This window comes from Moraxella sp. CTOTU47616, assembly GCF_032017465.1.
Lineage (GTDB): Bacteria > Pseudomonadota > Gammaproteobacteria > Pseudomonadales > Moraxellaceae > Faucicola > Faucicola tetraodonis.
On sequence record NZ_DALZPU010000004.1, the window covers coordinates 24,355 to 44,116 of the forward strand.

The window sequence follows — 19,762 nt, forward strand, 5'->3', positions numbered from 1 at the left end:
AAGACGCCTTGCAACTCGTCTTACCATCCATCGCGGTAGCGATTAGGAACAATTGATATTTTCTGCCAATTTTTTAGCGATTTTATAACTTTTGCACATAAAAAAAGTGGGTTAACCTAAGTTACCCACTTTTTTATCAAATAGCGCGTCAAATAGACTGTGTCAGTCAATTATTTGATTTTAGCTTCTTTGAATACAACATGTTGACGTACCACTGGATCAAATTTTTTGATTTCCATTTTGTTTGGCATGGTACGTTTGTTTTTAGTCGTGGTGTAAAAATAACCCGTACCTGCAGTTGAAACTAATTTGATTTTATCACGCATCGCAATTGCTCCCTAAGAATATGAAAAGGCAAAAATTAAATTTTTTCGCCACGAGCACGCATATCAGTTAAAACTTGGTCAATACCAACTTTATCAATGATACGCATACCTTTGGTAGTCAAGCGAAGCTTAACAAAGCGGTTTTCGCTCTCTACCCAAAAACGATGGGTGTGTAGATTTGGTAGAAAACGACGGCGGGTTTTGTTGTTTGCGTGAGAAACATTGTTACCTACCGCTGGGCGTTTTCCAGTCACTTGGCATACTCGAGACATGGCTTACTCCTAATCGGTGTGCATGAGGGCTGCTCATGCCTGTCACAACTGATACTCGCACATCTCGCATATCATTGAAGCTAAAAAAAGCTAGGGTTTCAACGATTCTAGTGTTGAGTATCTCAGTTTGAATCAATAATTAATCTTTTGGCGGCGTACTTAAAATTAGCTACTCACGGGTAGTCACTTGACTTGCGTCAATCAAAACCATTTTAAGCAAGCGTCAAAAAATCGCTAGTAAATTTAAAGCCGCTATTTATACCATAACTTATGCCAAAAAGCAATGTGATTGGATAAAAATTTAATGGGTTAAAACGCCTTGTTTGACCATCAAGGGTGGTAGGTTTTGATACCCAGGATACTTGCGTAAAATTTGCTGACTTAACCAGTCAATTTGCGCATCGACAAACGGCGTGTCGGTCTGTAATTGGTTAAAAATAACCAAAGCGACTTTTAGCCCTGCTTGCCAAATTGCTTGTAGGGTTAGCATGGCATGATTAAGGCTACCAAGCTTGATACCGACGACCATAATCACAGGGTATTTGAGCGCGGCTGCCACATCAGCAAGCGTTTCTTGCTCGTTAATAGGGGTAAACCAGCCGCCTGCCCCTTCAACCAAAATCACATCGGCAGGATAGGCTGCGATGGATTTATGGATGGTATCGACTAATTGGGTGTTGGTGAGTGTCATGTTATCAAGCTGCGCGGCGATATGCGGTGAGCAAGGAGTCGCTAGCTGGATAGGCGCAATGACAGACAGCGGTGGTTTGACATTGGCAAATTGATTGATGCGCCTTGCATCATCGCTATATGTTTGCCCGTTGTCATCGGTTTCTAGACCTGCGGTGACTGGCTTGATGGCATATACACTTTTGCCTTGTTCAGCCATGCTTTTGACCAGTTGCGCAGTAGTGGTGGTTTTACCGATTTCGGTGTCGGTACCTGTGACAAAATATGCGCCGTTTAGGGAAGATGAAGCATCGTTAACATTGGATAGATTCATTATTTCTTACTTGCTTTATGGTTAATGGTTTGGGTGGTTTTTTGAGCTGATTGGGTGATTTTTTCAATTCTTTGCTCAAACGCTGGCATGAGTTCTTGCAAAGTTTGTTGCTGATTTTTCATAAGCAGCCTATAAACAACCCATGAACACAGCCATTTTTAATAATTTCATTGTGATTCCTTTTTTATCATGCCTTATATTTTCTGCTAAACTTTATCACAACTTTAATCAATGTCGCAAAATAACAGGAAAAAAGATGAACGATTCACCGATTATTGCCATTGTTGGATTTGGCTCATTAGGGGCGTTATTTGCCAGTCTATTAGCCCCAAACATGCCTTTTGAGAACTTGCGTATCGTCGCCGATACTGACCGTGTCAACCGCTACCAACAGCAAGGTTTATTGGTAAATGGCGAGCCATTAACACTCAACTATGTCACACCAAATGAAAGCCCTCATTCAAACCTAAGTCCTGCCGATTTGGTGATGGTGTGTACCAAATTTTATCAGTTACATGAGGTGTTACCGCTCATCAAAAGTCAACTTGGCGCCAATACGCTGATTGTTTCTGCCCTCAACGGTATCGCCAGCGAAAAAGTATTGGCAAACGCCTTTGGTGACGAGCGCATTGTGTATTGTGTGGCGCAGCAAATGGACGCCATGAAAAATGAGCCGCATGAAAAAAATGGGGAAAATGCTAGCCAACTGATTTATCGCGATCATGGACAATTGGTCATTGGCGCGATGACAACTGATAACGCTGAACGCGCACGCGTGCAACAAGTCGATGCCCTCTTTAATCAAGTCAATTTCCCGCACTCAGTAAGCGATGACATGCCGCGCCAGCTGTGGGGCAAATTGATGTTAAATACCGGCGTCAATCAAACCGTGGCATTGTATCAAGGCACCTTTGATACCGTGCAACAAGCGGGTGAAGCGCGCGACATGTTCAAAGCCGCGATGCGTGAAGTGATGGCAGTGGCACACGCTGAAGGCGTAACCTTAACTGAGGAAGATTTCAAAAAATGGTTGGCGATTATGGATGCGCTGGATCCCAAAGGCATGCCCTCGATGCGACAGGATTTAAAAGCAGGGCGACGCTGTGAGCTTGATTTGTTTGCAGGGACGATTCGCGAATTGGGGGATAAGCATGGCATTGACACCCCGGTCAACGACACCCTATATGATGGCATCAGTGCATTAATGGCTAACAATCAGTCATGATGACAACCCTAGCGCTATTGAAAAAAACTAGGCATAAAAGCAGTAAATAGAAACGGTGGATAAAAGCAATGAATAACCACTACAAATAAAAAAGGGCATCTAGCTTGCCCTTTTTTATATCAACAACCGTTATTTTTTACCAAAACGCTCACTCATTTGCGCATAAAAACGTGCCACATGTTCACCCACTACACTGGCATCTTTGGGATTAAACTTCATTACTCGCCCAAAATCCAAGCCAACATACAACACGATATCAGCGAAGGTGAGTCTATCACCGAGCAAGTATTTATGACTCGATAATAGCTTGTCAAAGTACGGCAATGCTTTTTTGACACGGTTGATGCTCTCTTCTGCCATACCAGGCACTTGGTTTCCCATCAATGCGCGAGATGGATGCCCATGCTGGAAAGCCAGCATCATGTTATACAGCACGTGAAACTCCGCATTGCGTGACATTGCGGTGATTTTGGCGCGTTGTATAGGGTCTGAGCCCATCACTTGCTTACCATTGCCTGCAAGTCGAATATCCAGATATTCACAAATGGCATGTGAATCATTGAGCACAGTGCCATCATCAAGCACTAATACAGGCAACAGCCCGAGTGGATTGACCGCCAAAAACTCCGGTGAGTTTTGCTCATTTTTGCCAATATCCACGTTGATGACTTGTAAATTATGAATATCATTGATATCAAGTTCTTTGACTTTTAACAATAAGTCGACCTTGCGCGGGTTTGGCGGGGCATTCATGGTGTATAGTTTCATCACTTGTTCCTTATGATGTGTGATTTTACCTTTAATATACTTGAAACCACCGTTTTACGAAATAGGGTTTTTAGGCGCAAAGGAAATTTCGCTGATAAAAAATCCCCCTAGCGTCAGGAGGATTTTTCGGTTTAAGGACAAAAGTTTATCGAAGCTTATTTTTTATCCTGCGCTTTTTGCTCATCTTTTTGCTCATCTTTATGGCCTTCTTTATGCCAAAAGGCTTTGACTACTTCAAATTGCTCGGCAAGCGTCTGCATCAACGAGCTGTCTTTGGGCGCTTTTTTGGCGACGGGTGGCAAGATGTGCTCATAATAGGTATTGGCGAGCACTCGGCGCAGTATGCCCTCCCCGATGAAGCCTTGGTCATCGTTGAGTGTACTGGCAGAGCGGAGTATGTTGCGAATATCGTATTGGGTTGGTACGATATCAGGCACTTGCTTATTACAATCTGTTAGCGTGTACACCGCGACCCGCGCCGAGCGTACCGAAGTTTCAACGGTGAACACCACATCATTGTTGGTCTCAACAAATTGACCGATGAGACCTAAATTGGTGCAGCCTTCGGGTACAATTTGCGGACGGTCGCCTTTGGCACGTGGCATAAACATCGAAGTGATATAGGGCATATAGGCGGTGTTGGCGATGGTATTGGCTAAAATATCATCTTTTTGCTCAAGCAAATCTAGGTGGTATAGCAGCTCCATCACAATTTCATGCCCCGTACATTCTGGCATGGTTTTTGGCACATAGTTGCCTTTTTTATCCATCAATAGCCCATACACCCATATCACCACCACGTCTTTAGGTTGGTCAAGAAATTGCGGTTGGCGGTTAATAGTAAAGCTCATAAGCCAGTTGGAATCGGTGATGGTAACAATACCGCCTGTGACTGTTTTGCCTGATAGCGGCGGATTGACACAGTATTTTTCGCTGATTTTGCGCAAAAGCGCCGAGTCTTTGCAAGTTAATGTTGCTGACATCCAGGCAGATTTGGGCACATGGCGGTTAAATTTTTCTGGACGACCAAACACAGCGGATTGTTTGGCAAGGTCATTCCATAGTACCCAGCCTTTTGTTTTTCCCATTGTATCATCAGTTAGACGGATATCAGGCGCAGTGTCACTGGTGCCATAGCGCGTATCTTCCGTCATTGACCCTGTGGTAATAATCACAAAATCATTGTCCCGTACAGGGATATGGACTTGTTGACCATGTTGGGTGGTTGTCAGCCCTTTAACGATTTTTTTGTCGCCTTGCTGCTCAAAATCAACCGCTGTCACTAACGTGTCACTTTGTAGTTTGACGCCTTTATTAATTAAAAATTTTTGCGCAGGTACCACAAAGCTGTCGTATTGGTTGTATTTGGCAAATAACAAGGTCGACATATCTTTGATACCATCTAAGGCTTCCAAAAACCGGTGCATATAAAGCTTGCACTCAAGTAAGCTGTGCCAGTTTTCAAAAGCAAACATACTACGCCATAGCGTCCAAAAATTACTGTCCAAAAAACTTTGGCTAAAGTAATCTTCGATGGTGAGATTATCGAGTTCGTCTTGATTTTTTAGTAATAAACGGACAATAGCAAGTTGGTCGGCTTTATTGAGATTAAACTTGTGAAAATCTTTGATGTCACCTTTGTTATGAATCAACCGTGCTTTAGAATAGTTGGGATCATTGTCATTAATCAAGCGGTATTCATCAAGGACTGAATAAGGCTCTGGTAACTCTAGCGCCGGTATATCTTGGAACATATCCCAAAAATTCTCATAGGTGGTAATCATTTCACGACCACCGCGCATGATATAACCGTCTTTGGCATTACCAGCGCCATCGAGTGAGCCGCCTTGCACCGCTAATTCTTCTAAAAAGGTAATGTTCTCGCCTGGGATATGGGCATCTCGGATAAAATAATACGCCGCTGCCAGACCGCCAATACCGCCGCCGACGATATAGACTTTACTGTCTTTGAAACGTCCGGTATCAAAGCCGATATTACGCTGATAGTTACCACGGGCATCGCTAAACGGCATCGAATTGCCAGGTTGATGAGATTGATAATCCGCGCGCTGTGGTTGGTGATCGACCTTTTTAAAAACCATATTTTTCAAAAAATCACTGTTGTTCTTAGCGTTGGTTGTCATAATGAAGTGCCCTATTTTGAATAAGATTAGTATTGAATAACATTAGCGTTAGCTAACTCTTTAAACCGCGCTGCTACCTTTTGACATTGATCTTAACTGCCCATTCTTAATTGCCCATTAAGACTGCTACACAATAACTAAAGACAACGGCGCGGTTATAAAATTATGATTGATAGTCATTGTTCATAATTAATAAACTCAGTTAGATTTCTAACTAAGCAATTTTATTATAACCACATTATACAACCTCGCTAAAGCGACTTTGTGTCGACTAAGCTTTGATTAAATATTCAGTTATTTGCGCTTTTGTAATCAAACGTAACCAGTTATCGCACCTATTGAGTTTTCTAAAGGGATAAAAATCGATTGAGTTCACTTGCTAAACCCCGTAAAATGTATCACTATACTAGAACACTGAAATGCTTTACTTGTTATCTTTTACTCAAAAAAAACCTACTATGCCGCACACTTCGCCATCACCACTACCCGCCTATGATTATTTGGTTGAGCTACTGAGCCAAACTGATGATAGTGACTTTATCCGCGAAATTTTGGCAGCGCTACTGACTGAAAAAGAACAAAAAGAAATCGCCAATCGCATCCAGATTTTTGCCTTGTTCCAGCAAGCGCTACCACAACGCGAAATCGCTGAGCGCTTGGGGGTGGGCATTGCAACCGTATCACGGGGCGCCAAAGCGTATGGTCAACACGATATCAACCAATTATTGCCAAATCTGAGTCATTTGAACCTATAAATTCGTGATAATGGCTTCAAGCGTAAATAAGCCCATCACAGTAGCATACTTTTGGGTGACATACTTTGGGGTGCGTAGAAGGGCGATGAAAATCCGTGAGAAAATAACTGTGATGCCATAAAAGAGTTGCAAGCAGGGGTTAATCTGATTACAATGTATCATCATACTAGAACACTGAAACATCGATTAAAATTTAAGCCGTTATAAATTTAAGACACTGTAAATTTAGCATATTATAAATTTAAGACACTATGATGACTACACACGCCAAACCGCCCAAAATCGCCCTTGCCAGCAAACCAAACTTGATTAAACTTGCACAAGACATTGATTTTTTTGAACTCTTTAAACGCATCGAAGCCAAATATGCTACCTGTTTTTTACTAGAATCGTTGGGCGAAGAAAGCTATATCTCACGTCATCACGCCATCGGCTTTGACCCTGCGATGACGGTGTTGGCAAAAGACCGCCATACCTTGACTATCACCAACAATCGCACGGGGGAAAGCACGGATTATACCTGTGACAATCCTTACCAACTACTGCGCGAAATCACCCCACAACATGTGATTTCACGTAGCCATACCGGCGGATTGGTCGGTTTTTTGGGATTTGATAGTGTCAATTTTTTTGAGCCGAGCCTTAATATTCAAACCAGTGATGATTTCGAGCCGTTCAAATTCGGGGTGTACTTAGATGGGTTAAGCCTTGATAAGATGACCGGTGAAATTTTTTATTATTATTACGATACCGACCACCAAAGCAATCGTATTGACGAAATCAAGTCATTATTGAATGCTATTTCGCCTGACTATACCGAGCCCACTGCTGAGCATTTGGGCGATGGGATGAACCGCGAGCAACATGCGGCAGCAGTGATGAAAGTCAAAGAAGACATTAAAGCTGGGCTGATTTTCCAGTGTGAAGTGGGTTTCAAGTCGCATTATCGCATCCAAGGCGACACCATGCCAATTTATAGTAAACTGCGCGAAGTCAACCCGTCACCGCATATGTACTATGTCAAATTTGGCGCCCAAAAAATCATCGGCGCATCGCCTGAGTTGTTGTTCCGATTGCGCAATGGTGAGATGGAAACCTTCCCACTGGCGGGCACCACCAAACGCGGCAAGGATGAGACCGAAGATCGCCAATTAGCGCGCGCCTTGCTCAATGACCCCAAAGAAATCGCTGAACATAATATGTTGGTGGACTTGCATCGTAATGATATCGGGCGGGTGGCACGCTTTGGGACGGTAAAAGTGCGTAACTTAATGGATATCAAGCGCTTTTCACATGTCCAGCATATCTCCAGTGAAATCGTCGGTATTCTTGACCCTAATCATGATATGTTCACCGCGCTTGCCAGTAATTTTCCCGCAGGCACGCTATCGGGCGCACCCAAAATTGAAGCGATGAAAATTATAAATACCCTAGAACCCGACGGTCGCGGCGCTTACGGTGGCGCACTCGGTCAGTTTTGTTTTAATGGGGATTGTATTTTTGCTATCCCGATTCGCTCGCTGTTTATCAATGGCGAAAAAGCGTATGCGCAAACTTGCGGCGGCAATGTATATGACTCCAACCCTGAAGACGAATATGAAGAAATCGTACGAAAACTGTCTGCGATGAAAGTTGTACTGTCCAATTTTGCGCCAGTGCAGTAAAGTCTGCTCCATCATGACGATACGGCAACTAGATACGTATGATAGCGATGTATATCAGCAGTATTTTAAACGTTTAGAATAACCGCCAAACCTATTTTTAGAGTTGACTATGCAAGTGTTAATTATTGATAACTACGATTCTTTTACCTTTAACCTATACCAATATATTGGTGAAATCCTATCCTCTGAATATCCAGGTGCTTTTCAGGTCACGGTCAAACGCAACAACGAAATCACGCTAGATGACGTCAAAGCCATGAATCCTGACCGCATTATCATCTCCCCAGGTCCAGGTTCGCCCGATGACCCTGCGTATTTTGGCGTGTGTGGTGAGGTCATTACTGAGCTTGGCAAAACTATACCGCTACTAGGCGTGTGTCTTGGCATGCAGGGCATTGCGCATTTTTTTGGTGGTCAAGTGGTGCGAGCCAATGTGCCCATGCATGGCAAGACGTCACCGATTCGCCACGATGGTCAAGGCGTGTATCAAGGTTTGCCACAGCAGCTTGACATCATGCGTTATCATTCACTGATGGTCGACGCCGCCTCACTCCCCGATTGTTTGGTAGTGACCAGCGTGGTGTCTAGTGAGCAACATAGTGATAAAAATCTCAAAGATGCCAGTCTAGCAGGCGATGAAATCATGGGCATTCGCCACCGTGATTATCCGATTCAAGGGGTGCAATATCACCCAGAATCCTTCGCCACCGAAGGCGCCAAAACGCTGCTAAAAAACTTTTTGTGGCAAAACTAAAGTAAATCCATCTCGGTGAAGCCATCGCAGTGAATCAATGGCGGCATAGCCATTGCACCCAATATCGCAATAGGGTTTATGCCATCAGGCGCTACCCTATCAAATTTGTTAGTAGGTTTATTTACAACAGCAGCAAAATCACCGACATAATCGCTCCCACCGCCACAAATGCCAAGCCACGCTTAAAAATTTTGGAGCTTGGAGTGAATAAAAATAAACTCGATACCACAAAAAATAATAAACTCAAGCCAAACAATACATTGAGCCCACCCATACTACCTTTAGAGGGCGCTTTATGAAAATTCACCATTTTATCTAATACCACAGGCAGCTTTTTGCTGGTATAAGTCACCTCACCGGTTTTACTATTGTACTGTCCATCTTTAAAAAGCTGTATATCACCCTGCTGCTCCCTAAAATCGATGTTTTTCATTTTTAAGGTTTTGGCTAAATTTTTCTCATCAAGATTGGTTGCCACGACTTGCTTGACAGTTTTTGAAGATTTTAAAAAATCAGTGTCGCGAAATACCAGCAACATGCCACTTAGCGAATAGACGAGCATAATGCCAACCATAAAGAATCCAACATAGCGGTGCCCAAGCCTCATGTAGATACGAAAATCTTTCATTGTCATTGTTTGACTGCCTCTTAAAAAATTGAGCCGTCATTATCCAATAATAGATTGATAATGTAAATAATAATGATTATCATTTAATTAAATAACATCGCACCCATCTACACAGACCAATTTTTGCGCCATTGGTTACTGCTGCAAACGCGCCAAATATAGACCTCAAAGAGAAAGCCTATGAATCAAAAACCGTCAATCAAATTTAGTGAGACTGTTTTAACACATAGGCGTAGGCAATCTTTTTACCTTGGTCGTCATACTCCCAGTACACGCCCTGCACTTCTGGCTCAAAGCCTGGCAAGCGATTAACCCCTTCTTGCAATGCCAAGAAGTAATCAAGCACCGCCCCATCCCACACTTCCCCAGGTACAATACAGTACACCCCTGGTGGATACGGTAGTGCACCTTCCATGGCGATTCTGCCTTTGATGTCATGCAGCGATACCAGCTCGACATCATTACGGATAAAGGCGTTATGGGCATCAAATGCGCTTATAGCAACCTTGGGACGATGTTCGCGCTCAAACATTTGTTTTTGTCGTTTGTTCAGCTGATGCTTGGCATAGAAGTTATGCATGAGTTGGCAAAGTTCATTGATGGTGAGTTTGCGGTACTGCGGGTATGCCTTAGCCAGTGTCGGTAACACCTGGGTGACGGGGCTGTTTTCGCGAATGTGCTTTTCAAAACTGACAATACGGGCGACCAAGTGCTGGAATTTTGCCAAGGTTTCGGCAGGCGTCAGTAAGAATAAAATCGAGTTTAAATCGGCTTTTTCTGGAATGACCGAGCTTTCACGCAGATAATGCGCCAAAATCGCGGCAGGAATCCCTGTGTCTTCATACTCACCGGTTTGCATATCAATGCCTGGCGTGGTCAGTAGTAATTTACAGGGGTCGATAAAGTATTGGTCATCGGCATAATGCTGAAAATCATGCCAACGCGCCCCTGCCTCAAAGCGGAAAAAACGAATATCATGGGCAATGGTTTCAGTATCGTAGTCTTGCCAAGCTTGCCCATCTACTGTAGGCGGAACAAACGGCAAAATCATGGTACAAGTGTCTAGCAGCATTTTACGAGCTTCGATACCGCCGATGACACACTCATGCCACATGCGCTGACCGGCTTTACCTTCATGCATTTTGGCATTGACATCAAGTGAGGCAAACAACGGGTAAAACGGCGAGGTCGACACGTGCATCATAAACGAGTTGTTAAAGCGTTTATGATTGACATAACGGGCTTGCCCGCTGATATGGTTATCTTTTTTATGGATTTGTGAGGCTTGAGAAAAGCCAGCTTGTTGCTTGTGTACCGATTGGGTGACCAAAATCCCAGGATCATTTTCACCGAGCTCAAGCAGCAGTGGCGAGCAATCACGCATCATCGGGATAAACTGCTCATAACCCACCCAAGCACTGTCAAACAAAATATAGTCACACAGATGCCCGATGCGATCCACCACTTGGCGGGCGTTATAAATAGTGCCATCATACGTGCCCAGCTGAATTACCGCCAAGCGAAATGGGCGGGCATCATCGGCTTTATCGGGCGCAACTTCACGAATACGCTCACGGATTTCGGCTTCATCAAAACAATGGGCAGGAATGCCGCCAATCAAACCATAAGCATTGCGGTCGGTCTCTAAATACACAGGCGTACCACCTGCCATGGTTAAGGCGCCTTGGTACACAGATTTGTGATTGTTACGGTCAAACAGCACCAAATCACCATGCGCCACTAAGGCACCAATCGCAATTTTATTGGAAGAGGAAGTACCGTTGAGCACAAAGTAGGTTTTATCCGCATTAAAAACTTTCGCCGCATGCGCTTGTGCCTCAAAAGCTGGTCCTTCATGAATTAGCAAATCGCCAAGACGGACATCGGCATTACAGGAGTCGGCACGAAACAGCGTTTCCCCAAAGTATAAATAAAAGCGTCTGCCCGAAGGATGCTTACGAAAAAACTGTCCGCCTTGGTGCCCAGGACAGTCAAACGCCGCATTGCCATAGTCGGTGTAGTCCATCAAGGCTTGGAAAAAAGGCGGATCGAGGGTGGCGATGTAATCCGCCGCTGCCGCATTGACCAATTGGCCGTTATAAAACTTTTGATCATCTGCCAGCTCTAGCACACCATACACATTGGGTAGCCATTCATCAGGCACTACATCACCATATTCAATCGCCACAAATATCGGAATAGCAAACCCCAAATCTTCAATATCTTGATACACACGCGGCAGGTCTGTCATCGTGACCACAATTGCTGCAATATTGGTATAGTCGGTCGATTCAATATCGATGGTACGATAATTAAGATTTAGGGCGTATTCGATGCCGTCACTGATGACTACTTTCATAATTATTTTCCTTGCTGCAACCGTGTCAGTTGCCAAAGCGTTTTTTAGACAATTATCTTAACGTAAAAATATGAAAAAGTGAAAAAAAGTACTTTTGTAGACGCTTATTACAGTGTTTGAAAATAGCCAGTAACATCGCTACCACACATCATTACGTGAATGACGTAAAATAGCTGTTAAAACCTGTTACACTAATGCTAACAATAATAAAAAGGACACTTTCATGGGCGTAGATAACAGTATTTGGACTACTATTATTATGTATATGATTGCTGCCGTAATCTTAGGCATATTAACATATTTATGGCTAACGTTCCGACTCAAGAAAAAACAGCGCGATGATGCGATTCGTAATCAAACAATGGGAGCTAATCAAAGTATTGATAGCCAGCGCATCGATAATCAGCGTTAACTTAGATTGTCTCACAAGGATCAAGTATGCAAGTAGATAGTCAAATCTGGATGACCATTTTAGGTTTTATCAGTTTATCGATTGTGATTAGCATCGTAACCCATTTTTGGATTCGCTATCACTTAAAAAATAAAGCCGCTAAGCTGCCGCCGCAATCTCATACGACGCGTGCTCATACAACACCTAAGTCGCATCAGAAAAATCACTCATAAGCACGGTGTGAAATTTTTAGACAACACTTTTTAGAAAACACTGTAATTAAGCGCATTAGTTGGCTAATGCGCTTTTCATGCCGCTTTACCAAGTATCATGGGTCAACGTATGATGGGCTAATTGTTAAAAATATAAAAAAATACATAAAAAACAGTTGACGGCAAAAATAAAAATATATATTATACGCTCCACTTCGACATTAACGGTGAAAGCGGTCGAGGTCACGCTATAAACTAAGCGTGCTAGTGTCCCCATCGTCTAGAGGCCTAGGACATCGCCCTTTCACGGCGGTAACCGGGGTTCGAATCCCCGTGGGGACGCCAATTTTTTTAGTGTTACCACTAGAAAATACAGTTAAAAAGCCATACTAATTTAGTATGGCTTTTTTGTTTTTGTGGCTTTATAAATTCTCATTGCCGTTTTTTGCTCGTGCGCTTTTTTTGTTATGGGCTTCTTTTCTTATGCGGTTTTTAGCGGTAACCTCAATTTGTTGCAAAGCCATTTTTGCTAAGGTTTTGCCAAATACACCTGCGCAAACTGCAAATCCTCTGGAAACGTCAATTTGATATTGCTATGACTGCCTTCCACCAATAACGGCTGTTTGCCAAAATGCTCAAATAAACTGGCTTCATCGGTAAACGCAATCGTTTGCTCAATGGCTTGGATTAGATAATCATACAGTGTTGGCAATGGAAAAATCTGCGGGGTTTGTGCTAACCACAACTGACTGCGATCAAGCGTTTTTTGTGCCAACACTTGGTCTTGTGAATGGATGATTTGTTTGACCGTATCACGCACCGGTACTGCTAATAAGCCACCCGCCGACTGTTGCGAAAATTGCTGTGTGGTCTGTGTGATCAATTTTTCTATATCGCTCGGATTGACACAAGGACGCGCAGCATCATGAATCAGCACCCAATGATTATCATACGCATGATGACTAGCTTTTTCACTGAAGGCCTTATCATTAAAAGCCTTGTCACTCAATGGATTTTGATATTGTTGCCAAATCGTTTGCACGGCGTTAAACACCGAATTCATTCGCTCCTTGCCACCTATCACCCACTCGATTGGCATGCTAAAGTTAAGTGTTTTGGCAATCGTGTCTTCTTCAGAAATTACCAAATAGCAACTGCTTAGCTGGTGAACTTTGCTTAGCGCCGCTATGCTGTGTTGTAGCACCGTCTGACTGCCAATATGGGTGTACTGTTTTGGCATCTGACTACCAAAGCGTTTGCCAACGCCTGCAGCGACGACCACGACGTCAATCGTAAGGTTGTTAGATAAATTGGCAGGTATTGTGCTAAGTTCTGACATGGCGTCTTTTCAACAATAAAGTAAACAGTTGACAGTAAAAATTGAGACAAATATAACTTTGGCAGTTTTTATGCTTTTATGGGTGAGGGGTGGCGGTATTGTGGGCGGTCGGTGTGACCACATCGGTACTGTACACACTGCTAGCGGTCGACATTTGCACAAAAGTTTCGCCTTGTTTGATTAAACCTAAATCGGAGCGAGCGTGTTCTTCCACCGCTTCAAGTCCGTTTTTTAAGTCTTTGACATCGGCAAGCAATACCTCATTGGCTTTTTGCTGATCGGTATTGATGGATTGCTGTTCGCTGATTTGTTTATTTAACGCTGCCAAATCGCCCCGACCATTGGTGCCAAACCAATACTGGTATTGTAGACATAACAACACAATCACCGCAAAAATAATCATAAACAGTTGACGCAAATAAGTCATGACAGCACTCAATAATAAAAACTTTTGGCATAAAAAAACCTTAACCCACGCATTGTAGCAAATTCAATGTCATGGGTTAAGGTTTTTATCACTTCAATGCTTTATCAAGCTCTAATATTTAAGCTTTTGGATTTAAGCTTTTGGCGCTAAGCTTTTAAAGTTAGGCTTTTAAAGTTAGGCTTTTGGGTTACGTAAACCGATAAACTCGTCAGCACCGTGGTAGCTTGCAGTGACCATCTGCTCGATACGAAGCAGTTGGTTGTATTTGGCAACACGGTCAGAACGGCACAGTGAGCCTGTTTTGATTTGACCTGCAGCTGTCCCCACGGCTAAGTCAGCGATGGTGCTGTCTTCAGTCTCACCTGAGCGGTGTGAGATGACGGTGGCATAGCCATTTTTCTTCGCTAGATAAATGGCGTCTAAGGTTTCTGATAACGTGCCGATTTGGTTAAATTTAATCAAAATCGCATTGGCAATATGTTTGTCGATACCTTCTTGTAGGATTTTTGGGTTGGTGACAAACAAATCGTCGCCCACGAGCTGTACTTTGTCGCCCAATTTTTGCGTTAAGTACGCCCAGCCATCCCAATCGCTTTCATCTAGACCATCTTCAATCGAGATAATTGGGTATTGGCTCACAAGACCTGCTAAATAATCCGCAAAACCTTCTGAACTAAAGGCTTTATTGCCTTCGCCTTCAAGTACGTATTGACCGTTCCCTTGCTCATTTTTATGGTAGAACTCTGATGCGGCACAATCAAGCGCTAAGTAAATGTCTTTACCTGCGGTATACCCTGCTTGCTCAATCGCTTGCATGATGACTGTAATCGCTTCTTCGTTTGAGCGTAAGTTTGGTGCAAAACCGCCTTCATCACCGACCGCGGTATTTAAGCCTTGTTTTTTTAGCACAGATTTTAGGCTGTGGAACACTTCTGTACCCGCACGCAACGCTTCACCGAAGCTGGTAAAATTAACAGGCTCAATCATAAACTCTTGGATATCAACGGTGTTGTCCGCGTGGGCACCACCATTTAGGATGTTCATCATCGGCACCGGCATTGATAGTGACGTTTGCCCACGTAGGTTGGCAATGTACTGGTGAAGTGGCAGTTTTTGTGATTGTGCGGCGGCACGGGCTGCTGCTAAAGATACCGCTAAGGTCGCATTGGCGCCCAATTTTTCTTTGTTTTCTGTGCCATCAAGCGCTAATAATTTGTTGTCAATGTCTTGTTGTTTTGATACATCCATATCAACCAGTGATGAACGAATTTCACTGTTGACGTTGGCAACGGCTTTTTTGACCCCTTTACCCAGATAGCGTGATGCATCACCATCACGCAGCTCAAGCGCTTCACGTGAACCTGTCGATGCCCCCGATGGTGCTGCTGCACGACCGATAGTACCATCCGCTAAAATCACATCGGCTTCAATGGTTGGGTTGCCGCGTGAGTCCAAAATTTCGCGGGCAATGATATCTTTGATTTGGTTATTGGTGGTGGTTTCTTCAGCGTACATGGCGTTTCCTGTTTTTATTCAGTAAAAGTAAAATTTTCGCCATAATAGCATATTTTGGTAAGTTTTTTTAGTAGGATAGAAAACCATATTTTGTTAGACTCATCGTAATAAATATCTACTCATATAAGCGAAAATCGTAATGATTAAAACCTCTTTATCCATCACAACCTTATGCACTTTTTTGCCGCTGATTTTGTTGGGTTGTCAATCAAAAATTTTATCAAACCCACCACCAACGGTCATTACTCATCCTGAAGTCAAAAAATCACTTGATATAAATAAGCCTAATCTTTCTAGCCCTTTAGTTGTTATGCCTAGCGTTCTTACTAAAGAAGGTTATCGTATTGCACCGATGGCAAAACTGACGGGTCCACTTAACTTAAAAGATAATTGCTTGATGATAGGTGATCAAGCGGTTGTTTTTCCAGCCGAAACCACGAGCTGGGATGCGCAAAACCAAATTCTAACTATAAGAAAAACCAAATACCGTTTAGGCGATACTATGTCCGTTGGTGGGGGTGAATATTCTTATGCAGCGCTACAGCCACAACCTAAAATTAATTGCAAAGTCGATAAAGTATGGCTAATGTGACACTTTAAATCGAGTCAATCGCAGCGCATTGAGTAGTACAGAAATCGAGCTCAGTGCCATCGCCGCGGCCGCAATCATCGGATTGAGTAGCCCAAACGCTGCTAACGGTATACCAAGGCAATTATAGATAAACGCAAAAAATAGGTTTTGCTTAATATTAAGCAGGGTTGCGCGGGCAATTGTGACCGCATAATCGACATGTTTGAGCGACTCGCCCATTAGCCTTGCCGTGGCGCTATGTTTGGCAATATCGGTTGCGCCTTCTACCGCAAAACTTGCGGTCGCTGTTGCCATTGCAGGCGCATCATTCACCCCATCGCCTACCATTGCTACTTTTTTGCCTTGTTGTTGCCATTCATCAATGCGCTGCGCTTTGTCACGTGGCGACAGCTCGCCAAGTGCCTTACTGGCGTTAATCTGCTGACCTATATAATCCACCACCGATTGCTTGTCACCACTCATCACTACTACATCTAGATGATGGGCTTGCAGCGACGCAATCACCTTTACACTGTCTTGTTTAAGCTCGTCGGCCAACGCAAAGGCTGCCACAGGGGTGTTATTGATACTTACCGCCACTTGACTGGCAATTTGCCAAACGGGATTGGCTTGGATAGTCGCTGCAGGCAACTGAAGATTGGCAAAACTTGGCGTGCCGATTTTCACCCGCCCAATCGTGGCTACCTGTGCCTGTATCCCCTGCCCGAGCACTGTCTCTACATGGCTTATGGTAAATGCTGCTGGACTTTGAGGCGTATCGGTCTGTTTATTGTAGGTTTCAGCATAGTTCACTAGCGTGGTCGCAAGCGGGTGGTTCGCATGACGTTCGACACTGGCAACGAGCTGCAGCAGAGCTGCTTTATCTAAGTTAAACAGCTTTAGATTGTCATCTATCAGGTACGATGCAGATAATTGGGGTTTACCTTGGGTGATGGTGCCTGTCTTATCGAATACTACCGTATCAATTGCACCTGCCGCTTCTAAGGCTTGCGCATCTTTAAACCAAACCCCTGAGCGTGCTGCCACACCCATGCCCGCCATGATGGCTGCCGGCGTCGCCAGTCCCAATGCACAGGGGCAAGCAATCACGAGCACCGCCACCGCGCGCATGAGTGCCGTGTCAAACGCGCCTAAGAACCAATAATTGGCAAAAAAAGTCAACAAAGCGATGGCAACCACCACCGGCACAAAAATCCCCGCGACTTTATCGGCGATACGGGCGATATGGGCTTTACTGCCTTGGGCGTCGTTGAGCGCTTGTATCATATCGCCAAGCCGTGTTTGACTGCCTTTGGCGGTGACTTGGTATTCAAAGCTGCCGTTTTCTACCATGGCACCTGCCAGCACCGTACTGCCAATATGTTTAGACAGGGGCACTGATTCACCCGTCAAATGGCTTTCATCACACCAGCCTTCGCCAGCGGTGACGATGCCATCCGTGGCAATGCGAGTACCTGCTTTAGCACGTAAAATTTGACCGGCCGTGACTTGCTCAAGGGGCAGGGTTTGCCACTGCTCATCTTGGCTTTGTGGATTGGGGTTTTTAACTTCCACTTGCTCAGGGGTGAGCGCTAATAGCAAATTGATGCTATTTAGGCTATGTTTTTTGGTACGGGCTTCTAGGTACTTGCCCATTTTGACAAAGGCAATCACCATCACGCTGGCTTCAAAATACACATGGGGCATGCTATGCGCCATCCCATCATGCCCCATTTGGGCTGTGGTTTGCAGATAGCTCAACCAACTATAGGTTGAATACGCCCAAATTGTCAGTGTGCCAAGCACTACCAGCACGTCCATATTGGCAAGACCGCCTTTGATACTCGCCCACGCACTTTTATAAAACGGTATCGCCAAGCCAAACTGTACGATAGTTGCCAACACAAATTGTAGCCACAGCGGCGGCATCAGCGCGTGGCTGCCCATCATCATGCCTGCCATACCAATCAAAAAAGGCAGCAAGCAAATCCAAACCGCAATCAAGTTGTAGGGCACTTTCTGCTCATGGGCTTCATGCGCAAATAGCGCGTTCTGCGGCTGTACTTTTGCCTCATAGCCTGTCTTTTTCACCCATTCTACAATCTGCTCGGCGTTGGTTTGTGAGGCATCAAACTGCACCTGCGCCACTTCATTGGCATAGTTGACATTGGCTTGCACTATCGCAGGCTTTTTATTGAGCACTTTTTCGATGCGGCTGGCACAGGCTTGACAAGTCATGCCATCGATATCAAGAATGATTTGCTCGGTATGGGCGTTGTCTGACGCGTGTATCGATTGGGTAGTCATGATAGTGTCTGTCTTGTACATTGTCTTTGCGTGGCGTCGTTATACTACGTCAAAGCCAGCGTCTTCAATCGCTTCTTTAAGCGTGCTTTGTTGTACTTGGCTGTCATCAAAGCTGATGGTTGCGTTGTTATGATCAAGGCTGACATCGACAGATTGCACCCCTGCCACTTGGTTGAGGGCATTGGTTACGCTTTTGACGCAGCCGCCACAAGTCATGCCTTGGATATTTAAGGTGATGGTTTGGGTTGTCATACTACGCTCCTTTTTTACGTTTACGTGGCTATTTTTTTAATTAATGGGCTTGTTTGCTAAGCCAGTCTTGCATTTGTTTGATTTCTGGCGTTTGCGCTTGTTTAATCTGCTTGGCGAGTGCTAGCATCGCTGGATTTTTACCATAGGTTTGTTCTATCGTTGCCATATCAATCGCGCCTTGGTGATGCGGTATCATACCCTTGGCAAAGGCGATATCAGGATTGGCGTCCATAATTCCTTGCATCATGGCATCGTGGTTGCCCATGGCTTTTTGCTGATAGGCTTGCGTTATTTCTTTGGCATTGCTCGCGGCTGGTTGACTGTCTTCGTTTTTGGCTAACCAAGCTTGCATATATTTGATTTCACTTTGCTGGGCATCGACGATTTTTTGCGCAAGGGCTTTCATCTCGGCATCTTTGCCATATTGCAGCTCCACTTTTGCCATCGCAATTGCGCCTTCATGATGCGGTATCATGCCTTTGGCAAATCCCACATCGGCATTCTTAGCTTGCATCCCTGCTGACATGGCTTGGTGCATTTTATTCATGATATCCATATAAGCCATGATATGAGGCGGCTGTGATTGTGACTGCGTATCCGCTGCCGGAGCCATATGATGCATTGACTGGGTTTGGGTCATGCTCGCATGGGTACTTTTCGAATTGGTACTTGTAGCATGGCTACTTGATGCTGTCGCTGCAGTTTGGGTAGTGTCATTTTTTGTACAAGCTGTCATACCTAGCGCCAATGCCACCACCCATGGCAAACCCACGATGTTATTCATATTCATATCCTTCAGGTTGCTTTTTTAGGTTCTTTGAAAAAAAAGATTGATTTATCACACTGTGGT

General features: G+C 44.2%; 21 protein-coding genes and 1 tRNA gene. 8 read left to right on the forward strand and 14 right to left on the reverse strand.

Features of this window, described 5'->3' with window-relative positions; all coding sequences use genetic code 11:
* Nucleotides 1-170 precede the first annotated feature (170 nt).
* From rpmG to RTS10_RS05805, 4 genes are all read right to left on the reverse strand, one after another.
* The gene (rpmG, locus tag RTS10_RS05790) at nt 171-326 is read right to left on the reverse strand and encodes a 50S ribosomal protein L33 (RefSeq protein ID WP_007116087.1); all 156 of its coding nucleotides are present in this window, start codon (nt 324-326) and stop codon (nt 171-173) included.
* Between the two features lie 35 nt (nt 327-361).
* Nucleotides 362-598 carry a 50S ribosomal protein L28 gene (gene rpmB / locus RTS10_RS05795; protein WP_007116088.1) on the reverse strand — a complete coding sequence of 79 codons (237 nt, stop codon included), beginning with the start codon at nt 596-598 and terminating at the stop codon, nt 362-364.
* A gap of 301 nt (nt 599-899) precedes the next feature.
* Entirely contained in the window at nt 900-1,601 is a 702-nt protein-coding gene (gene bioD / locus RTS10_RS05800; RefSeq protein WP_312539586.1) for a dethiobiotin synthase, read from the reverse strand.
* Entirely contained in the window at nt 1,601-1,723 is a 123-nt protein-coding gene (locus tag RTS10_RS05805) for a hypothetical protein (protein ID WP_257619540.1), read from the reverse strand. Before RTS10_RS05805 ends, bioD begins: the two co-directional genes overlap by 1 nt.
* A gap of 134 nt (nt 1,724-1,857) precedes the next feature.
* On the opposite strand from RTS10_RS05805, the gene RTS10_RS05810 reads away from it, so the two are divergent.
* Nucleotides 1,858-2,826, forward strand: coding sequence for a ketopantoate reductase family protein (locus tag RTS10_RS05810; RefSeq protein ID WP_219330809.1), 969 nt, complete (start codon nt 1,858-1,860; stop codon nt 2,824-2,826).
* 129 nt (nt 2,827-2,955) lie between these two features.
* Here RTS10_RS05810 and RTS10_RS05815 read toward each other — a convergent pair whose 3' ends face one another.
* Nucleotides 2,956-3,594, reverse strand: a complete 639-nt coding sequence (locus RTS10_RS05815) for a glutathione S-transferase family protein (RefSeq protein ID WP_312539587.1) — start codon at nt 3,592-3,594, stop codon at nt 2,956-2,958.
* A 155-nt stretch (nt 3,595-3,749) separates the two neighbouring features.
* Nucleotides 3,750-5,738 (reverse strand): oleate hydratase, encoded by a 1,989-nt coding sequence (locus RTS10_RS05820; RefSeq protein ID WP_312539588.1) that lies wholly within the window; start codon nt 5,736-5,738, stop codon nt 3,750-3,752.
* A 458-nt stretch (nt 5,739-6,196) separates the two neighbouring features.
* On the opposite strand from RTS10_RS05820, the gene RTS10_RS05825 reads away from it, so the two are divergent.
* The 3 genes from RTS10_RS05825 to RTS10_RS05835 all read left to right on the forward strand — a co-directional run bounded on the left by RTS10_RS05825 (nt 6,197) and on the right by RTS10_RS05835 (nt 8,911).
* The gene (locus RTS10_RS05825; protein WP_309595553.1) at nt 6,197-6,493 is read left to right on the forward strand and encodes a Trp family transcriptional regulator; all 297 of its coding nucleotides are present in this window, start codon (nt 6,197-6,199) and stop codon (nt 6,491-6,493) included.
* A gap of 251 nt (nt 6,494-6,744) precedes the next feature.
* The gene (locus RTS10_RS05830) at nt 6,745-8,157 is read left to right on the forward strand and encodes an anthranilate synthase component I family protein (protein WP_409455588.1); all 1,413 of its coding nucleotides are present in this window, start codon (nt 6,745-6,747) and stop codon (nt 8,155-8,157) included.
* Between the two features lie 109 nt (nt 8,158-8,266).
* Nucleotides 8,267-8,911 (forward strand): anthranilate synthase component II, encoded by a 645-nt coding sequence (locus RTS10_RS05835; protein WP_312539589.1) that lies wholly within the window; start codon nt 8,267-8,269, stop codon nt 8,909-8,911.
* A gap of 121 nt (nt 8,912-9,032) precedes the next feature.
* Here the strand turns inward: RTS10_RS05835 and RTS10_RS05840 are convergent, their stop codons facing one another.
* Entirely contained in the window at nt 9,033-9,545 is a 513-nt protein-coding gene (locus tag RTS10_RS05840) for a hypothetical protein (RefSeq protein WP_312539590.1), read from the reverse strand.
* 199 nt (nt 9,546-9,744) lie between these two features.
* Nucleotides 9,745-11,898, reverse strand: a complete 2,154-nt coding sequence (gene speC / locus RTS10_RS05845; protein WP_312539591.1) for an ornithine decarboxylase — start codon at nt 11,896-11,898, stop codon at nt 9,745-9,747.
* A gap of 223 nt (nt 11,899-12,121) precedes the next feature.
* On the opposite strand from speC, the gene RTS10_RS05850 reads away from it, so the two are divergent.
* From RTS10_RS05850 to RTS10_RS05860, 3 genes are all read left to right on the forward strand, one after another.
* A complete protein-coding gene (locus tag RTS10_RS05850) occupies nt 12,122-12,310 on the forward strand; it encodes a hypothetical protein (protein WP_007116099.1) in 189 nt (62 codons plus the stop codon).
* 26 nt (nt 12,311-12,336) lie between these two features.
* Nucleotides 12,337-12,522: a hypothetical protein gene (locus RTS10_RS05855; protein ID WP_062333798.1), complete on the forward strand. Its 186-nt coding sequence runs from the start codon at nt 12,337-12,339 to the stop codon at nt 12,520-12,522.
* Nucleotides 12,523-12,770: 248 nt separating this feature from the next.
* Nucleotides 12,771-12,846, forward strand: a tRNA-Glu gene (locus RTS10_RS05860).
* A 184-nt stretch (nt 12,847-13,030) separates the two neighbouring features.
* On the opposite strand, the gene RTS10_RS05865 is transcribed toward RTS10_RS05860, so the two are convergent.
* The 3 genes from RTS10_RS05865 to eno all read right to left on the reverse strand — a co-directional run bounded on the left by RTS10_RS05865 (nt 13,031) and on the right by eno (nt 15,782).
* Nucleotides 13,031-13,840, reverse strand: a complete 810-nt coding sequence (locus tag RTS10_RS05865; RefSeq protein WP_312539592.1) for an IspD/TarI family cytidylyltransferase — start codon at nt 13,838-13,840, stop codon at nt 13,031-13,033.
* A gap of 76 nt (nt 13,841-13,916) precedes the next feature.
* Nucleotides 13,917-14,267 carry a septum formation initiator family protein gene (locus RTS10_RS05870; protein ID WP_312539593.1) on the reverse strand — a complete coding sequence of 117 codons (351 nt, stop codon included), beginning with the start codon at nt 14,265-14,267 and terminating at the stop codon, nt 13,917-13,919.
* Between the two features lie 174 nt (nt 14,268-14,441).
* Nucleotides 14,442-15,782 carry a phosphopyruvate hydratase gene (gene eno, locus RTS10_RS05875; protein ID WP_312539594.1) on the reverse strand — a complete coding sequence of 447 codons (1,341 nt, stop codon included), beginning with the start codon at nt 15,780-15,782 and terminating at the stop codon, nt 14,442-14,444.
* Nucleotides 15,783-15,921: 139 nt separating this feature from the next.
* On the opposite strand from eno, the gene RTS10_RS05880 reads away from it, so the two are divergent.
* A complete protein-coding gene (locus RTS10_RS05880; protein ID WP_219330801.1) occupies nt 15,922-16,374 on the forward strand; it encodes a hypothetical protein in 453 nt (150 codons plus the stop codon).
* On the opposite strand, the gene RTS10_RS05885 is transcribed toward RTS10_RS05880, so the two are convergent.
* Genes RTS10_RS05885 through copM form a run of 3 tightly spaced genes read right to left on the reverse strand, consistent with a single transcriptional unit; the run spans nt 16,366 to nt 19,696 of the window.
* Nucleotides 16,366-18,660, reverse strand: a complete 2,295-nt coding sequence (locus RTS10_RS05885) for a heavy metal translocating P-type ATPase (RefSeq protein ID WP_312539596.1) — start codon at nt 18,658-18,660, stop codon at nt 16,366-16,368. The two genes, RTS10_RS05880 and RTS10_RS05885, sit on opposite strands and share 9 nt — an antisense overlap.
* A gap of 39 nt (nt 18,661-18,699) precedes the next feature.
* The gene (locus RTS10_RS05890; protein WP_062333783.1) at nt 18,700-18,912 is read right to left on the reverse strand and encodes a heavy-metal-associated domain-containing protein; all 213 of its coding nucleotides are present in this window, start codon (nt 18,910-18,912) and stop codon (nt 18,700-18,702) included.
* Nucleotides 18,913-18,952: 40 nt separating this feature from the next.
* On the reverse strand, nt 18,953-19,696 hold the full coding sequence (copM, locus tag RTS10_RS05895) for a CopM family metallochaperone (RefSeq protein ID WP_312539597.1): 744 nt from the start codon (nt 19,694-19,696) through the stop codon (nt 18,953-18,955).
* Nucleotides 19,697-19,762: the final 66 nt, after the last annotated feature.

Bases quoted from the DNA above. Each gene is read 5' to 3' on its own strand.
- RTS10_RS05850 (WP_007116099.1), top strand. From the start codon at position 12,122: ATGGGCGTAGATAACAGTATTTGGACTACTATTATTATGTATATGATT.
- RTS10_RS05830 (WP_409455588.1), top strand. From the start codon at position 6,745: ATGATGACTACACACGCCAAACCGCCCAAAATCGCCCTTGCCAGCAAA.
- copM (WP_312539597.1), bottom strand. From the start codon at position 19,696: ATGAATAACATCGTGGGTTTGCCATGGGTGGTGGCATTGGCGCTAGGT.
- RTS10_RS05870 (WP_312539593.1), bottom strand. From the start codon at position 14,267: ATGACTTATTTGCGTCAACTGTTTATGATTATTTTTGCGGTGATTGTG.
- RTS10_RS05840 (WP_312539590.1), bottom strand. From the start codon at position 9,545: ATGACAATGAAAGATTTTCGTATCTACATGAGGCTTGGGCACCGCTAT.
- RTS10_RS05815 (WP_312539587.1), bottom strand. From the start codon at position 3,594: ATGAAACTATACACCATGAATGCCCCGCCAAACCCGCGCAAGGTCGAC.
- RTS10_RS05810 (WP_219330809.1), top strand. From the start codon at position 1,858: ATGAACGATTCACCGATTATTGCCATTGTTGGATTTGGCTCATTAGGG.
- speC (WP_312539591.1), bottom strand. From the start codon at position 11,898: ATGAAAGTAGTCATCAGTGACGGCATCGAATACGCCCTAAATCTTAAT.
- RTS10_RS05880 (WP_219330801.1), top strand. From the start codon at position 15,922: ATGATTAAAACCTCTTTATCCATCACAACCTTATGCACTTTTTTGCCG.
- RTS10_RS05825 (WP_309595553.1), top strand. From the start codon at position 6,197: ATGCCGCACACTTCGCCATCACCACTACCCGCCTATGATTATTTGGTT.
- RTS10_RS05820 (WP_312539588.1), bottom strand. From the start codon at position 5,738: ATGACAACCAACGCTAAGAACAACAGTGATTTTTTGAAAAATATGGTT.
- RTS10_RS05855 (WP_062333798.1), top strand. From the start codon at position 12,337: ATGCAAGTAGATAGTCAAATCTGGATGACCATTTTAGGTTTTATCAGT.
- eno (WP_312539594.1), bottom strand. From the start codon at position 15,782: ATGTACGCTGAAGAAACCACCACCAATAACCAAATCAAAGATATCATT.
- RTS10_RS05805 (WP_257619540.1), bottom strand. From the start codon at position 1,723: ATGAAAAATCAGCAACAAACTTTGCAAGAACTCATGCCAGCGTTTGAG.
- RTS10_RS05885 (WP_312539596.1), bottom strand. From the start codon at position 18,660: ATGACTACCCAATCGATACACGCGTCAGACAACGCCCATACCGAGCAA.
- bioD (WP_312539586.1), bottom strand. From the start codon at position 1,601: ATGAATCTATCCAATGTTAACGATGCTTCATCTTCCCTAAACGGCGCA.
- rpmB (WP_007116088.1), bottom strand. From the start codon at position 598: ATGTCTCGAGTATGCCAAGTGACTGGAAAACGCCCAGCGGTAGGTAAC.
- RTS10_RS05835 (WP_312539589.1), top strand. From the start codon at position 8,267: ATGCAAGTGTTAATTATTGATAACTACGATTCTTTTACCTTTAACCTA.
- RTS10_RS05890 (WP_062333783.1), bottom strand. From the start codon at position 18,912: ATGACAACCCAAACCATCACCTTAAATATCCAAGGCATGACTTGTGGC.
- RTS10_RS05865 (WP_312539592.1), bottom strand. From the start codon at position 13,840: ATGTCAGAACTTAGCACAATACCTGCCAATTTATCTAACAACCTTACG.
- rpmG (WP_007116087.1), bottom strand. From the start codon at position 326: ATGCGTGATAAAATCAAATTAGTTTCAACTGCAGGTACGGGTTATTTT.